Raw genomic sequence first — 15,451 nt, 5'->3', positions numbered from 1 at the left:
GGCATTCCTGTGTCGTATCGGGTGAGGGGATTCGGTCCGCCGGCTCAGAGCCAGAGGATCTTCTTGCGGTAGTCAAGGTCGGTGAGCAGAGGCTCGGCCGGCCCTTCGTGGAACACGGCGCCGCGCTCCAGCGCGTAGACGCGGTCGGCCAAGGCGAGCACCAGGTCCAGGTTGTGTTCGACGATGACGATGGACACGTGCTGGCGCAGGCGATCGAAGGCCGTGAACAGCTCCTGCACCACGGTGGGCGCCAGTCCTTCGAACGGTTCGTCGAGCAGCAGCAGGCGCACATTGCCCGACAGCGCGCGCGCCACCGCCACCATCTGCTGCTCGCCGCCGGAGAGGTAGTCGGCCGCGATGTGCATGCGCTCCTTGATGCGCGGGAAGAATTCGAAGATCTTCGCTTCGTCCCAGACAACGCCGGTGCTGCCGTCGGTGGGGCGTGCCAGGCGGCCCAGCTCCAGGTTCTCGGCGACGGTCATGCCCGCGAACAGGCCGCGACCCTGCGGCACGTAGCCGATGCCCAGCCGCGCGATGTCGGGCGCGCCCAGGCCGGCGATGTCGCGGCCGTTGAAGACCACGCGCCCGCTGGCCGGCGGCACCAGGCCCACCAGGCTCTTGAGCAGCGTGGACTTGCCCGCGCCGTTGCGGCCCAGCAAGGCCACGATCTCGCCCTCGCGCACCTGCAGGCTCGCGCCGTTGAGGATGTGGCTCTTGCCATAGAAGGCGTCGACCCGGTCGAAGTTCAGCACCGGCGCGCGCTCGCCGGTCACCGCGCCGCTGCGGCCCGTGACGGGCGGCGTGCCGGTGCCGGTGTAGATCTCCTGCACGCGGTGGTCGGCGCGCACCTCGTCGGGCGTGCCGCTCATGAGCACCTCGCCCTGGTTCATCACCGTCACGCGGTGCGACAGCTCCAGCACGCGATCGATGTCGTGCTCCACGATCAGCACCGGTATGTTGCTGGCGATGGTCTTCACCAGGCGCGACACGCGCTCGCGTTCGGCCGCGGCCAGGCCCGCCAGCGGCTCGTCCATCAGCAGCACCTGCGGCTTGGAGCCCAGCGCGATGCCCAGGTCCACCAGGCGCTGGCCGCCGTAGGACAGGTCGGCCCCGCCCACCGCCTCCATGCCCTCCAGGCCCAGGAACTTCATGAGCTCGGCGGTCTCGGCCTGGATGGACGGGAAGCTGTCGATATCGCGCCAGAAGTTGAAACGCGCCGGGTGCCGGGCCTGCAGCGACAGGCGCAGGTTTTCCTGGATCGTCAGGCCCTTGAACAGGTTGGTGATCTGGAAGGAGCGCGCCAGGCCCTGCTGGCAGATGCGGTCGGGCGGCAGGTGGTGGACGACCTCGCCGTGCAGCTTCACCGCGCCCGTGCTGGGCGGGAACATGCCCGAGATCAGGTTGAAGGTGGTGGTCTTGCCCGCTCCGTTGGGACCGATCAGCGCGTGGATCTGGCCGGCCTGCACCGCGATGTTGGCGCCCCGCACCGCCTGGATGCCGCCGAAGCGCTTGCCGACCTCGGCCGCCTCCAGCACCGTGCCCTCGCGCCGCGCAGGGCGCAGGAACTCGGGCAGCGGCAGGCCTTCGTAGATCTTGCGTTTGCTCATGGCCGCGCCGTCGGTGGGCGGCGGCCGCAGGCGACGGCGCAGCTGCGCCCCGATGCCCGCCAGGCCCGACGGCGAGAAGATGATGAAGCCGACGAAGATCAGACCGAAGTACAGCAGCCAGTTGTCGGTCCACATCGAGAACAGCTCGCGGAACAGTAGGAAGAACAGCGCGCCCAAGGCCGGACCCAGGAAGCTGTGCATGCCACCGATGACCACCATGGCCAGCAACTCACCCGAGAAGTGCACGGCCGTGGACTCCGCCGCCGCCAGCCGGTGCAGGAACACCAGCAGCGCGCCCGCCAGGCCGGTGACCGTGGCCGACAGCACGAAGGCCAGCAGTTTGTAGCGGTTGACGTCGTATCCCTGGAAGGTGGCGCGCTGCTGGTTCTCTCGGATGGCCACCAGCACGTGGCCGAAGGGCGATCGCACCACGCGGTGCAGGGCGCAGACCACGGCGAAGCCCACCAGCGCGGCGAACACGTAATAGCTCAGGTGGCCGTTGAGGTCGATGGGGCCCACGCTCGCACGCTCGATACCGCCCAGGCCGCCCTCGCCACCCGTGAGACCGGTCCAGCGAAAGGAGATGGCGAAAGTCAGCGCGCACAGCGCCAGCGTGAGCAGCGAGAAGTACACACCGCGCCGGCGCAGGATCAGGAAGCCCACCGCCAACGAGAGCGAGGCCGTGAACAGCACCGAGAACAGCATCGGCAGCAGCATCTGGTTCGGGAACCAGTGCAACTGCGCCAGGCCCGCAGCGTAGCCGCCGATGCCGAACCAGGCCGCGTGGCCGAAGGACACCAGACCGGTGTAGCCCACCAGCAGGTTCAGGCCCATGGCCGCCATGGCCAGGATGACCACCACGGTGGCCGAGTCCAGCGTGAGGCCAACGGCCTGGAACGCCAGGGGCAACAGCACCAGGCCGGCCGCCGCGACCCACAGCGGGCGGTGCTTGGAAGACAGGAAGGCACTCATTCTTGTGGTTCTCACTCGAAGCGCTCGATGCGCTCGCCCAGCAGGCCGCGCGGCCGGAACATCAACACCAGGAACATCAGCACGTACATGGATGCCTCGCTGGCCGCTGGCAGGAAGTGCGTGGTGACGCCACGCACCACGCCCACCAGGAGGGCCGCCGCCACCACGCCCCAGAAGCTGCCCAGGCCACCGATCACCACCACCACGAAGGCCACGGTCATCACCTCCATGCCCATGGCGGGGTGAACGATGGCGATGGGGCCGAACAGCACTCCCGCGAGCGCGGCGGTGGCCACGCCCAGCACCACGATGGCCGTCATGTAGGGCTGCAGCCTGATGCCCAGCACGGCCACCATGTCGGGCTTCTGCACGCCCGCGCGCACCACGCGGCCAAAGGCCGTCTTGTGCAGCAGCAGCCAGATGCCGCCCATGACCACGATGACCACCACCAGGATGAACAGGCGGTACCTGGAGAGCATGAAGTCGCCCAGCAGCACACTGCCCTTGAAGGTCGCGGGCATATTCGATGGCAAAGGCGCCGAACCCCAGATCATGCGCAGCGCCTGCTCCGCCACCAGCGCCAGTCCGAAGGTGACCAGCAGGCTGAGGATGGGGTCGGCCGAGTAGAAGCGGCGCAGAAGCAAGCGCTCGAAGGCGATGCCGAGCAGGCCCACCAGCAGCGGTGTGATCACCACGCTGGGGCCGAAGCCGACGAAGCGGATCACCTCCAGCGAGAGGTAGGCGCCCAGCGCGTAGAACGCGCCGTGCGAGAGATTGACGATGCCGCCCACGCTGAAGATCAGCGACAGGCCCAGCGCGAGCAGCAAGTAGTAGCCCCCGAGCACCAGGCCGTTGACGACCTGCTCGAGCAAGAAAACGATCTGCATGGAAGGGTGGGAAAAGTGGGGACGCCGGCACCCGATGCGGGGTGCCGGCCGGGGTCGCTCAGGACCCGGTCACATCTTGCAGGCGCTCTCCGATTGGGGCGGCGCGAGCTTCTCCAGCGGCTCATTGGCGGCCGGCACGGCCTCGCCGAATTGCAGGAAGTCCTGCTTGTGCCTGGCCTGGCCCTTGGGCTTGACGGTGAACGGGTAGGCCTCCTGCATGAGCTGGTGGTCCCAGCGGCGGAAGTAGGCCTTGCGCCCCTTGAGGATGTCGAACTGGGCTTCCGACTCGAAGTAGGCGATAAGCTTGTCGGTGTCGGTCGACTTGGTCTCCTTCATCGCCTGCACCAGCATCATCAGCGAGACGTACTCGATCCAGGCATGGTTTTCGGGAATGCGGCCGTACTTCTTGGTGAAGCGATCGACGAAGGCCACCGAGCCCGGCGTCTTGAGTTCGTGGTGCCACACCGTGGGCCAGATGCCGCCCAGGTTGCCTTCGCCCGCGGCCCATGCGTCGGCCGTGTTGAGATTGAAGCCGGCCACTGGGTACTGCAGGCCGAACTCGGCGTACTGCTTGACGAAATTGGTGACCTGGTTGCCGCCCAGGTTGGTGGCCACCAGGTCGGGCCGGGCCTGGCGGATTTTGAGCAGTTGCGGGCTGAAATCGGTCAGATCGGTAGGCACCAGCTCGTCACCGATCACCGTGCCGCCATTGGCGGCGAAGAAGCGCTTGGCCGCGCGCGAGAGGTCGTGGCCGAACAGGTAGTCGGAGGTCAGCGCGTAGATCTTTTTCCCGTTGACCAGGCCCTCGCGCAGCAGCGCCTCGCCAGCCGCGTTGACCATCACGGTGACTGGGATGTCGACGTGGAAGGTGTAGCGGTTGCAGTCCTTTCCACGCAGCGCGTCGGAGCGCGCGCCGATGCTCATGAACAGGGTCTTGTTGCGCGCCGCGACCTGCGAGATGGTGAGCGCCGAGGCCGAGTTGATCTCGCCCATCAGCACCAGCACCTTGTCACGCTCGATCATGCGCTGGGCCTTGCTGGAGGCCGTCTGCGGGTTCACCGAGTCCTCGCTGATCAGTTCGATCCTGCGGCCGTTCACGCCGCCGGCGGCGTTCACCTCTTCCACCGCCATCTTGATGCCCTGCACGGCGTAGTCACCGAGCGCGCCCAGGAAACCGGTGAGCGGCGTCAGATGACCGATGCGTATGGGCTCGTTGCCCTGCGCCAGCGCGGGCAGACCCAGCGCCGCGCCGCCGGCGGCCAGCGCGCCCGCCTTGAGCAGTGAGCGCCGCCGCGTTCCTTGGTCCAGTGTGCGATCCATGTCTCGTCTCCTCGTTGTAGGGGTTCTCTTCTCAATGCGGACGGCATGATAGGAAGCACTGACAGCGATGAAAAATACTGTTTTCCGAGACTGGATAGAAGAAAATCCTATAGCCCTGAAGACACCCCCTTTCCCGAGGAAGATGGAGACCGCAGAACATGGACTTCCGCCAGCTCAAGTACTTCGTTCAGATCGTTGAAAGTGGCAGCCTGGCCAAGGCCTCTCGCCAGCTCTTCATCGCACAGCCCGCGTTGAGCCAGCAGATCGCCAAGCTGGAAGCGGAGGTGGGAAAGCCCCTGCTGATCCGCACCGCCAAGGGCGTGACGCCCACCGAAAGCGGCACCGCGCTGCATCACCATGCCCGCTTCATGCTGCGCCAACTGGAACAGGCGCTGAGCATCGCGCGACAGGACCCGGGCTCGGTGCACGGCATGGTCTCGGTGGGCCTGGCGGCCACCACGGTCTGCGCGGTGGGCGTGAGCTTCATGCGACGCATCCGCGAGAAGTACCCGGGCATCGTGCTCAACGTGGTGGAGGGCATGAGCGGCCACCTGGCCCAGATGATGCGCATGGGCCAGCTGGACCTGGCCATCCTCTTCAGCCGCGACGCCGTGCCCGACCTGCCCTGCGAGCCCCTGGTGGAGGAGGAATTGTTCGTGATGCTGCCCCAGAACAGCGATCTGGTGCCGCAGCGGCGTGTGAAGATCAGCTGCGCCGAGACGGCGGCGCTGCCGCTGATCCTGCCCACCAGCATCCACGGCCTGCGCCGGCGCATCACCACCGAGTTCGAGCAGCGCAGCCTCACCGCGCATGTGGTGGCCGAGATCGATTCGCTCTCGCTGCTGATGACCTGCGTGCGCGACGGCCTGGGCGTGACCATCAAGCCCATGGCCGCCGCCCTGCTCGAAGGCCGCATGCGCGAGCGCTGGCGCACGTTGGCCTTCTCCGACGCTGACATGAAGCGGCCGAACTACCTGTACTCGGTGGACCCGACGCGGCTGTCGCCGGCGGCGGCGGTGGTGAGAACGGAACTGCGGGAGACGGTAAAGGACCTGGTGCGCGACGGCGTCTGGCGCGGCGTCAACCTGATTTGAAGCGTCGCCTCCGCGGCGCGAGGCCCGCGCGAATGCGCGCCAGCGCGCGCTTGTGTGGCGGTTCGATCACCACAGCACCCGCACGCCCACGCCACCGCTGAGGCCGCTGTCGGTGCGCGCGTCGCCGCCCAGGTCCCACAGCCGGCCCACCTCGCCGTACAGGCTGACGGTGGGCCTGAGTTGCCAGTCCAGGCCGGCGCTCAGCTCACTGCTGCTGCCGCCGGTGCGGCTGCTGATGTCGGTGCCGCCCGCGCCGCCGACGAAGCGCGTGATGTCCGTGCTGTTGCTGCGCTTGTAGACGTTCAGGCTGGCATAGGGCCGCAGCGCGCCGGGGCCGGCGTCGAAGCGCCCTTTCACGCGCACCCCCACGCGCGCGAGCCAGCCGCCATCGGTGTCCTGCTGCACGGTGGCGCCGCTCAGGCGGGTCTCGTCCAGGCTCAGGTGCTGGTAGGCCAGCTGCACCGTGGGCTCGAGCTGCCAGCGCGGCGACAGGGCAACGCCTCGGCCCACTTCGATCGAGGCCATCAGGCTGTCGCCCTTGCCGGCGCTCGCTTCGCCCTGCGCCGGCGTGGCGCTGTAGCGGTGGTGGCCGAGCTGCAGCACGGCCTCCAGGCTCAGGCTGTCGCGCTGCCAGGTGGCGTAGCCGCCCAGGTACTGGCTGCGCAGGTCGTTGCGGCCGGACATGTAGTTCGCGGCGCCACTGGCCTGGCCGCGCACGTCCATGTCGCCCTCGAGCTGGCCGAGGTACAGGCCCGCGCGCCAGCGCCCCGCGGCCCACAGGTCGGTGCCGGTCTGGAAGCCGTTTAGGCGTCCGTTGCTCGTGGGGCTCACGGTGCCCTGTTGGGCGATGTCGCGGTCCACGCTGAAGACGCGGCCCCAGGCCTGGCGCTCGCGGCCGCTGTTGTCGGTGTCGGCGCGCGATTCGCCCATGCGCTGCCGGCGGTTGGCCAGCATGGCGATATCGAGCGCGCGGAACTGCTCGGGCACCACCGCGTACAGCGCCACTTCGCTGCGAAGGCCGTCGGAACGCAGGTACCAGTTCTCGCCCGCGCCGCTGGCGTCGGCCGCGTACAGGCGGTACTGGTAGGCGCCGCCGCCCACCACGCCATTGGCCAGGCGGAACGCGTCCTTGGTGGTCTGCGCCGTGGTGGTGGCGCCGCCGGTGGCGGTGATGACCTCGATGCCATCGCCGGTGGTGGGCGCGCCCAGGCCGCCGAAGTTGGCGATGCCCAGCAGCGTGGTGCCGGTGGCGCTGGCCCCCGCGCCACTGAGCACGAGCCGGCCACTGGCCAGGCCGCCGGCGCCCGGGGCCGTGCCCACGCGCAAGGTGCCGCCTTGGCCCACGTAGGCGCCCGTCATGGTGAGCGTGCCGCCGGACAGCGACACCGTACCGGCGTTGTTCAGCGTGCTGAGGGTCTGGTCGAAATCGCCAGCGTCGAGCGCGCCCGAGGCGCCGACCGTGTGCGCCGAAGCGGCGCTGAAGGCGTTGGCCACGCCCGCGCGCAACGTGCCGCCGGTGATGTGGGTGGCACCGCTGTAGGTGCTGGCGCGGGTGAGCGTGGTCGTGCCACTGCCCACGTGGTTGAGGCTGATGCTGCCGGTGATGGCCGGCGCGAAGCTGTACGCGGCGGCGTTGTGGTTGAAGTTCAGCACCGCCGTGCCAGCGCCACCGTTCACGACGGAGGCGTTCACGGCGCCTGGCGCGACCGCGGCCTGGCCCACGGCCCCGCCGATGTTCAGCACGGCGACGCCCGCGGCGTTGGCGGCCAGGTTGACGGCGGAGGCCCCGTTGTTGGCGGAGAGCACCGCCCCATCGGCCACCGTCAGCGTGGCCGAGCCCGACGCGCCGAGGTTGATGGTGGCGATGGTGGAGGCCAGGCGGGAGCCGGCTCCCGTCACCACCCCGGTGAAGCCACCTGGCATGGACCCGAGATGGACCGCCGCCCGGCCCTCGACGGTGCCGCCGTTGGACACCTCCAGGGTGCCGCGCTGGTGGACGAAGCCGACGCCGGAGGTGAAGGCCGAGCCAGCGCCGCTGACGCGCACGTTCGCCACACCACCGCCCGACACCGTCGGCGACGTGCCTCCCAGCCGCACGCCGCTCGGGCCCGTTGCGGTCAGCAGCCCGCCGTCGAGCACGCTGATGTTGACCTGCCCGGCGCTGCCAAGAAGCGACACAGCCCGCACGGAGCTGCCCGTACCCTGCACGGTCAAAGCCCCGGTGGTGCCCGCCGCGTCGCCGACTTGCAAATTGCCGAGGGTTCCGTAGCTCGCGCCGCCCTCGAACGTCAGCGCGGCCCCGCCGACAGACTCCACCGCCGTGTTGCTGCCGGCGGGATTGACCGCCACGTTGCCCCGGATCGGCGGCAGCACCCCCGTGACCGTGAAGTTGGCGGTCAGGGTGATCGTGGAACTCGGGTCTGCGCTGGCGTTGGCCTGGTTGATCGCGGTGATCAGCTCGGCCTCGTTGGCGGCTGTGAAGGCGGCCGCTTGTGCCACGCCGCTGGCGGCCAGGCCGGCCAATACCACTGCCGCATTCCATCCCGTTCCATGACACCGGTTCATTCGATCGTCTCACTATGAAAACAATAGCACTACAGCCAGCACAAAAGCGCCGTGCCACTCGAAGTGCGGCAGTCTAGGGGGGGGCGGTCGCGAGACCCGGGCGCGGGTGTAATCAACGGAGCGAGTGGCGGCCTCAACGGCTGGTGCTTCTCATCGGACGGACACCACGGCACACTGTTCCCATGAACACGTCAATGCCATGGCATCTGACAGCGGCTCTTGCGCTGGCCCTGTCGCTCGCGGCCTGCGGGGACCGCGACGCCGCCGCCCCGACGGCCCCCGCGTCATCGGCGCCGGCCCCTCCTCCCGCCCCCAGCACCGACCAATGGATCGGTCAGTGGAACGGTCCGGAAGGGACCTTCGTCCGCATCACGGGCGGCAACGGCCACTACGACGTCACCGTACAGAACCTGGATGGGCCGCGGACCTTCGTCGGCATGGCGGTGGGTGATGCGATCGGGTTCGAACGCGATGGAAAGCAGGAGGTGCTGCGCGCCAGCAACGGCGAGCAGACGGGCATGAAGTGGCTGGCCGGCAAGAAGGACTGCCTGAAGGTCCGGACCGGCGAGGGCTACTGCCGGGACTGAGCGCCCCGGCGCAGCCACGCCCGACTCAGCCGGCGAGCCGAAACGCCAGCACCGGCAGGTCCTGCATCGTCAGCGTCTCGGCCTTCACCGGCACCGGGCCACGCTTGAACAGCGCGTGCAACTGGTCCGGCACCGCCTCGACGCCCAGCACGATCGCCTGGACGATGTTGCCTTCCTTCAGCCGGATGTGCCCGTAGACATACGGTGCGATCGCCTCGAAGCGCGGGTGGCAGGCCGGCGCGATGTTGTGCGTCGCGAAGAGCAGCGTGCCCTCGCCGCTGATCTCGGCGCCCTCGACCGACCAACTGCCGCAGTGCTCGCAGCACCCCGTGGGCGGGAACGTCAACCGGCCGCAGGCGCTGCACCGCATGGCGCGAAACGCACCTGCACTCAGCCCCTCGTAGTACCAGCGGATCGCGCTGGGGCGTGTGTCTTCGTTGCTCATGTCAGGTGGCTCCCAGAACAACCGCGGTGCTGATCATCGCGTAACCATGCGTGTGAATCATGGCGACCTCGGGCCGCTTCGGCATCTGGCGGCGGCCGGCCTGGCCGCGCATCTGCAGCGCGGCCTCGTAGATGTCGGAGCCCGCGCTCGCGCCCCAGGCATGCCCGAAGGCGTGCCGGCCGCCGTGCGTCGACATCGGCCGATCGCCGTCGAACCGGAGGCGACCGTCGCGCGCCGCCGTCAAGCCTTCGCCAGCTTTCAAGTAGCCGATCATCTCCGCCGTGCATAGCCCGGAAATGTGCGAACAGTCGTGCGTGTGCAGGTAGCCGATGTCGCCGGCCTTGATGCCCGCCATGTCCATCGCCGCCTGGCAGGCGCGCCGATCGAACTCCCACTGCGTGGGGTCCTCGCCATACCAGGGCAGGTCGCTGTAGCAGATGCCGAATCCCTTGAAGGCGATCGGCGCCGCCTTGGCACCGCGCAAGGCCCCGGGCCGGGCGATCACCAGCGCCGACGCGCCGTCGGCGGTCGTGACCAGACTCATCAGCCGCGACGGCCAGGCGACGAAGGGGTTGTGCTGGTCGGACCGCCAGAGATCGTAGGGATCGGAGAAGCCTTCGGACGCGGCCTTCGCTTCCAGGGTCTCCTGCACGTTCGCCTTCGGGTTCATCGAACCGTGCAGCCGCCGCGTGCGGCAGAGCTCGAACATGCCGCGGTCGTAATCCTCGATCGAGATGCCGTACTTGCGGCAGTAGCCGAGCGCGACCAGGCCGTTGTAGGTGGAAAAGATGTCGTAGCCCTGCGGCACGCCATAGGCCTGATTCACCGCCATGTCGGTCCAGAGCCAGGTCTGCTGGTGGCTGATCGGCTCGCGCTCGTAGGGGCTGTAGCCTTTTACCTTGGTGCGCGTCGTCTCGAGGCCGTAGACCAGGCAGACGTCATAGACCCCGGCCGCAACCGCCATCGCCGCCATTGCCGCGCCCACGCTGGTGGTGGAGCACTGCGCCTCGAAATGCACGCCGGCCTTGAACTGCGTTCCGGTCCATTTCGCGAGCTGGGTGTAGGTGCCCGGCACCTGCGAGCTGTGCACCATGGCGTTGCCGGCGAACACCGCGTCGACGTCCTGGCCGCTCAGCCCGGCGTCGTCGAGGGCCTCCTTCACCGCCGTGGCGGTCAGCTCCTGCAGGCTCAGGCCTTTGAGGCCCGGCGTGCTGAGCAAATCACCGAATCGCGAACACCCGACGCCGGCAATCGCCACCGGTTCGCGCAACAGGTTCCGCATACGCACCCCTTTCCAGGGCCTGTCGCACCGCCTCGACGGAGAGCGGCTGCCTTGACCCAGGGAGACGCAATCTAGACCGATGCCACCCGCCGATGTTGATGCGCATCAAGCTCGCGCACGCGCCGCCATCCCTGCCGGTTGATGCGGCCCATTCGTCCTAGCGCAGTGGCCGGTACCGCTGCCGGTTCTCCAGCGCGCCGACCGACGCGGCCTTGAGCAGGCGCTGGAACGACGGGCATTGCGCGTGGCTCGGCGCGGGGCAGGCCGCCGCGTGCCGCAGGCCCTCGACCATGGCCTTCAGGCGCTTGACCATGCGCTCGAGCTCGTCGGCCTTGGACGACAGCATCGCCCGATCGATGCGGGGCGCGCCACCCGGCGTGAACATCTCCCGGATCTCGTCCAGCGAGAACCCCGCCGCCTGACCCAGGGCGATGAGCGCCAGCTGGTCCAGCACCGCCGGCGAGAAGCGACGCCGCACCCCGGCGGACTCCAGGGAATGGATGAGCCCCTTGCGCTCGTAGTAGCGCAGCGCCGAGGCGGCCACGCCGGATTTCTTGGCGACTTCCGAGATGTCCATAAAAACCGCTTGACTTGAAGTTGACTTCAACTTCTATGCTTTCTCCATCGCATCAAAAAGTCAATCGATTCCTGGAGATTTCCATGCCTTCCCTGCCCCTCATCGCACACACCGTTCTCATCGGGATTGGCGCCACGGCCGTGATGGACGTCTGGCTGCTGGTCCTGGCGCGCCTGGGCGTGCCCACCGCGGGCTTCGCCATGGTCGGTCGCTGGGTGGGGCACTTCTCCCGGGGGCGCTTCGCCCACCCGGCCATCGCCAAAGCCCCTCCGCTGCCCTTCGAGCGTGGGCTGGGCTGGTTTACCCACTACCTCGTCGGCGTCGCTTACGCCGCGCTGCTCATCGCCACGCTGGGCCAGGGCTGGCTGGCGCGGCCGACGGTCCTGCCTGCCCTGGTGTTCGGACTCGCCACCGTGGCCGCCCCCTGGTTCGTGATGCAACCCGCCATGGGCGCCGGCTTCCTGGCCTTGAAGACGCCCACGCCACTGAAGAACTGCCTGCGCAACCTGGCCAATCACGCCGTGTTCGGTGCCGGCCTGTACCTGGCGGCCGCGGCCCTCGCGGCGCCCCTCTGACCCGCGCCTTCATCGATCGGGATTTCTCGACGAAGGCCCTCCACCACCCGAAGTCCCTCCACATCCCGGAGCCTCACCCATGAGCACACTCGCCATCGTCTACCACAGCGCCCACGGCCACACCGAACACATCGCCCGCCTGGTACGCATCGGCGCACAGGAGGTCGGCGGCGTCGACGCCCGCCTCGTCAAGGCCGAAGACATCGCACGCACGCCCGACGATCTGATCGGCTACGACGGTTTCATCTTCGGTTCGCCGACCTACCTGGGCGGCGTCTCCGGCCCGTTCAAGGGTTTCATGGATTCGACCGGTCGCCTCTGGCGCACACAGCAACTCAGGGGCAAGCTCGCCGCGGGCTTCACCGTGTCCTCGCTGCCGTCGGGTGACAAGCAGTCGACCCTGCTGTCGATGTTCGTCTTCAGCATGCAGCACGGCATGCTGTGGGTGGGCAACCCGATCCTGCCCGAGCAACACAGCGGCGTGCCCTACGACGAGGCCGCCAACCGGCTGGGCTCCTGGTCGGGGCTGATGGCCCAGGCCGGCCATTCGGCCCCGGCGGACGCCTTCGTGCCGGGCGACACCAAGACCGCGCGCCTGTTTGGCCGACACTTCGCCCTGAGCCTGAACCGCGTGGCGGTGCCGGCCTGACCACTACCCCCATGGAATGCCCTCGATGCTTCCCGCGAAATACGCCCCGGTTCTCTTCGGCCTCATCCTGTCGGGCCTCATGTCTCTGCTGGTGTCCGGCATCTCCACCTACCGAGCCGTCGGCTTCGTTCAGGGCTTCGCCGGTCTGTGGACCAGCGCCTGGCTGACGGCCTGGGTGGTGGCGTTTCCCGTGGTGCTGGTCGTGGCGCCGCTCGCGCGCCGCGCCGTGGCCTGGCTGGTCGGCAGCCGGCCCTGAGGCGCTGCGCGACCCAGGCGCCGGCGGTGCCTGGGGCCAGGGGCCCGGCCCTCAGTCCGACCCCAGCCCCACCGGGTTCGGCAAGCGCTTCTCCGCCGCAAACCGCAGCAGCGCCGCCGTGCGGAACACACCGTGCGCGAACTTGCCATAGGGCAGCGTGACGAACAGCGCCATCACCGCGCCCAGGTGCGCGCACAGCAGCATGGTCATCGCGGGCGTGCCGCGTCCCCACCAGAGCAGCAGGCCCGTCAGCGCGGTGAGGAACAGCAGCGCGATGAAACCCAGGTCCATGGGTTTCTGCGCCCGGTCGCCGTGCGCGGGATCGCGCCGGCGGTTCAGGCGCCACAGGCCCGCCGTGCCCAGTACCAGCATCGCACCGCCGGCGCCACCCAGCAGCTTGGGCAGGCTGGGCAGGTCGTAGGGCGCGACCCAACCGAACAGGTAGTGGTACAGCGTGCCCACGCTGGTGGCCAAGAAGCACAGCAGGAAGCCGTAGAAGCTGAGGTGGTGGAAGCGCCGGCGCGACAGGGTGTAGGCGTCATCCTCGTTGGGGCAGCCCTCGCCATGGCCACCGTCCAGGTACTTCAGGCGCAGCACGCTGTGCGTGGCCTCGGCGGCGGCGGGTGCCGCCACGTCCACCCCCCCGGTCACCGGTTTGATGTCGCGCCAGAAGCGGCGCACGCCCATGCCGAGCGCGAAGACCACGAAGGCGAACACCGGCAGGAAGATGCCCACGAGGAGGTTGTGCGGGAAGACGCGGTAGAAGTCGCCGCGTGGCGCGTCGGCCCACAGCGAGCCCTGCAGGGCCGCGGCCAGCAGCAGGAACAGCGCCAGGCCCAGCGCCAGCGCCACCGACAGCACGAGGCCATTGCGCTGGTAGAGCCGGCCCAGCGCGGGCGGCCAGGCGTAGTCGGCGTAGGTCTGGCCGCGCACCTGGGCCATGGCCTTGGGGATGTTGATCGCGAAGTCGTGCGGCGGCGCGTACTGGCAGGCGTGCAGGCAGGCGCCGCAGTTGTGGCAGAGGTTGGCCAGGAAGTGCACGTCGGCCTTGGGGAATTCGAGCCGACGCGTCATGGCCGGGAAGACCGCGCAGAAGCCCTCGCAATAGCGGCAGGCGTTGCAGATCTGGAGCTGGCGCGCAACCTCGGCCTCTGGGCCAGTGACCGGCACGGCTTCACCCTGGGCCAGGGCTCGTGCGTCGCGCGCGAGGGTTTCAAGCGCCTGCATGCCGCGCTCCTCTTTTCATGGCAGCGGCGGCTGCGTTCGCGCCAGCGATTCGCCCGAAGGCTGTGCCGATGGACATGCCCACGCCGGCCGTGTAGCCCTTGCCCAGCACGTTGCCGGCCATCATCTCGCCGGCCACGAAGAGGTTCTCGCTGGCCCGGTCATTGAAGCGCACGGCGGCGGTGTGGTCGGTCTTGAGGCCCAGGTAGGTGAAGGTGACGCCGGGGCGCAGTGCGTAGCCATAAAACGGGGCCGCTTCGATGGGCCGGGCCCAGTGCGTCTTGGCGGGCGAAACGCCCTCGGTGTGGCAGTCGTCGAGGGTGGTGTGGTCGAAATGGCCGACGCGGCAGGCGGCGTTGTAGTGGCTCAGGGTCTGCATGAAGGTGGTCTCGTCCAGGCCGAGACGGCGCGCGAGTTCGGGCAGGCTGTCGGCCTTCACGCCGGGGAACACGGGCGGCATGAAGCGGCCGATGGCCTGGCTGTCGATGATGGAGTAGGCGATCTGCCCCGGCTGCTGGGCCACCAGCCGGCCCCAGATGGCGTAGCGCTTGGGCCAGAAATCCTCGCCTTCGTCGTAGAAGCGGTGCGCCTCGCGGTTGACCACCACGCCCAGCGAGACGCAATCGATGCGCGTGCAGATGCCGCCGTCGTACAGCGGGGCGCGCGCGTCGATGGCGACCATGTGGGCCTGCGTCGGGTCTCCGATGCCGTCGGCCCGCTGCTCGTCGAGCAGGTGCCTGAGCAGAACGCCCTGGTTGAAGGCGGTGCCGCGGATGAGGAAGTTGTCGGCCGGCCATTCGCCGCGCCCGTTCTGGCCCCAGGCCGCGCGCAGCCAGTCGCGGTTGGACTCGAAGCCACCGGCCGCCAGCACGCAGGCGCGCGCGGCGATGCGCTCGCCACCGCGCAGGTGGGCGGCGACGAAATGGCCGTCCTTGAGCTCGAGGCGGTCGACGGGCGCTTCGTATCGCACCGCCACGCCCAGGCGCTCGGCGCTTCGGTAGTAGGCGTTGACCAGCGCCTTGCCGCCACCCATGAAGAAAGCGTTGGTGCGCGCCACGTGCAGCGCGCCCGACAGTGGCGGCTGGAAGCGCACGCCGTGGCGGCGCATCCAGTCGCGGCAGGTCGACGACGCGCGGATGGTCAGGCGCGCGAGGTGTTCGTTGGTGATGCCACCGGTGACTTTGAGCAGGTCCTGCCAGAACTCTTCTTCGGGGTAGGCGTCGACCAGCACGTCCTGCGGCGCGTCGTGCATGCAGCGCAGGTTGCGCGTGTGGGCGGAGTTGCCGCCGCGCCAGGCGCGCGGCGCGGCTTCGAGCAGCAGCACGCTGGCGCCCGCTTCGCGCGCCATGAGCGCGGCGCACAGGGCGGCGTTGCCGCCGCCGATGACCAGGACATCGGGTTCCAAACCAGC

The 15,451-nt window shown here is 69.0% G+C and carries 14 protein-coding genes; 5 read left to right on the top strand and 9 right to left on the bottom strand.

The genetic code is table 11. The annotated features are described in order from the left end of the window. Window positions 1-44 precede the first annotated feature (44 nt). The 3 genes from DY262_RS16530 to DY262_RS16520 all read right to left on the bottom strand — a co-directional run bounded on the left by DY262_RS16530 (window position 45) and on the right by DY262_RS16520 (window position 4,786). A complete protein-coding gene (locus DY262_RS16530; RefSeq protein ID WP_116960211.1) occupies window positions 45-2,579 on the bottom strand; it encodes a branched-chain amino acid ABC transporter ATP-binding protein/permease in 2,535 nt (844 codons plus the stop codon). Between the two features lie 11 nt (window positions 2,580-2,590). Beyond that, window positions 2,591-3,466, bottom strand: coding sequence for a branched-chain amino acid ABC transporter permease (locus DY262_RS16525; RefSeq protein WP_116960210.1), 876 nt, complete (start codon window positions 3,464-3,466; stop codon window positions 2,591-2,593). Between the two features lie 69 nt (window positions 3,467-3,535). Next, window positions 3,536-4,786, bottom strand: a complete 1,251-nt coding sequence (locus DY262_RS16520) for an ABC transporter substrate-binding protein (RefSeq protein WP_116960209.1) — start codon at window positions 4,784-4,786, stop codon at window positions 3,536-3,538. Between the two features lie 158 nt (window positions 4,787-4,944). On the opposite strand from DY262_RS16520, the gene DY262_RS16515 reads away from it, so the two are divergent. Further along, the gene (locus tag DY262_RS16515; protein WP_116960208.1) at window positions 4,945-5,880 is read left to right on the top strand and encodes a LysR substrate-binding domain-containing protein; all 936 of its coding nucleotides are present in this window, start codon (window positions 4,945-4,947) and stop codon (window positions 5,878-5,880) included. Window positions 5,881-5,946: 66 nt separating this feature from the next. Here the strand turns inward: DY262_RS16515 and DY262_RS16510 are convergent, their stop codons facing one another. Then, entirely contained in the window at window positions 5,947-8,409 is a 2,463-nt protein-coding gene (locus DY262_RS16510) for an autotransporter family protein (protein WP_181936539.1), read from the bottom strand. Window positions 8,410-8,627: 218 nt separating this feature from the next. Between DY262_RS16510 and DY262_RS16505 the strand changes: the two genes are divergently transcribed. Beyond that, entirely contained in the window at window positions 8,628-9,032 is a 405-nt protein-coding gene (locus DY262_RS16505; protein WP_116960206.1) for a hypothetical protein, read from the top strand. Window positions 9,033-9,057: 25 nt separating this feature from the next. Here the strand turns inward: DY262_RS16505 and DY262_RS16500 are convergent, their stop codons facing one another. The 3 genes from DY262_RS16500 to DY262_RS16490 all read right to left on the bottom strand — a co-directional run bounded on the left by DY262_RS16500 (window position 9,058) and on the right by DY262_RS16490 (window position 11,336). Further along, on the bottom strand, window positions 9,058-9,477 hold the full coding sequence (locus tag DY262_RS16500; protein WP_116960205.1) for a Zn-ribbon domain-containing OB-fold protein: 420 nt from the start codon (window positions 9,475-9,477) through the stop codon (window positions 9,058-9,060). Window position 9,478: 1 nt separating this feature from the next. After that, on the bottom strand, window positions 9,479-10,759 hold the full coding sequence (locus DY262_RS16495) for a thiolase family protein (RefSeq protein WP_116960204.1): 1,281 nt from the start codon (window positions 10,757-10,759) through the stop codon (window positions 9,479-9,481). A gap of 157 nt (window positions 10,760-10,916) precedes the next feature. Then, the gene (locus tag DY262_RS16490) at window positions 10,917-11,336 is read right to left on the bottom strand and encodes a helix-turn-helix domain-containing protein (protein ID WP_116960203.1); all 420 of its coding nucleotides are present in this window, start codon (window positions 11,334-11,336) and stop codon (window positions 10,917-10,919) included. An 83-nt stretch (window positions 11,337-11,419) separates the two neighbouring features. Between DY262_RS16490 and DY262_RS16485 the strand changes: the two genes are divergently transcribed. The 3 genes from DY262_RS16485 (at window position 11,420) to DY262_RS16475 (ending at window position 12,816) form a co-directional block, all read left to right on the top strand. Continuing rightward, window positions 11,420-11,911: a DUF2938 domain-containing protein gene (locus DY262_RS16485; protein WP_116960202.1), complete on the top strand. Its 492-nt coding sequence runs from the start codon at window positions 11,420-11,422 to the stop codon at window positions 11,909-11,911. A gap of 79 nt (window positions 11,912-11,990) precedes the next feature. Then, window positions 11,991-12,560, top strand: coding sequence for a flavodoxin family protein (locus tag DY262_RS16480; protein WP_116960201.1), 570 nt, complete (start codon window positions 11,991-11,993; stop codon window positions 12,558-12,560). 25 nt (window positions 12,561-12,585) lie between these two features. Further along, a complete protein-coding gene (locus tag DY262_RS16475) occupies window positions 12,586-12,816 on the top strand; it encodes a DUF2798 domain-containing protein (protein WP_116960200.1) in 231 nt (76 codons plus the stop codon). 51 nt (window positions 12,817-12,867) lie between these two features. On the opposite strand, the gene tcuB is transcribed toward DY262_RS16475, so the two are convergent. Together tcuB and tcuA are read right to left on the bottom strand one after the other, a co-directional pair. Further along, window positions 12,868-14,043: a tricarballylate utilization 4Fe-4S protein TcuB gene (tcuB, locus tag DY262_RS16470; RefSeq protein WP_116960199.1), complete on the bottom strand. Its 1,176-nt coding sequence runs from the start codon at window positions 14,041-14,043 to the stop codon at window positions 12,868-12,870. Further along, complete coding sequence (tcuA, locus tag DY262_RS16465) at window positions 14,030-15,445, bottom strand: FAD-dependent tricarballylate dehydrogenase TcuA (protein WP_281272930.1); 1,416 nt, start codon at window positions 15,443-15,445, stop codon at window positions 14,030-14,032. The genes tcuB and tcuA overlap by 14 nt, the downstream gene beginning before the upstream one ends. Window positions 15,446-15,451 lie beyond the last annotated feature (6 nt).

The organism is Hydrogenophaga borbori, assembly GCF_003417535.1.
GTDB lineage: Bacteria > Pseudomonadota > Gammaproteobacteria > Burkholderiales > Burkholderiaceae_C > Hydrogenophaga > Hydrogenophaga borbori.
Note: the sequence above shows the minus strand (reverse complement) of the source record. Positions and strands in the feature narration are given on the sequence as shown.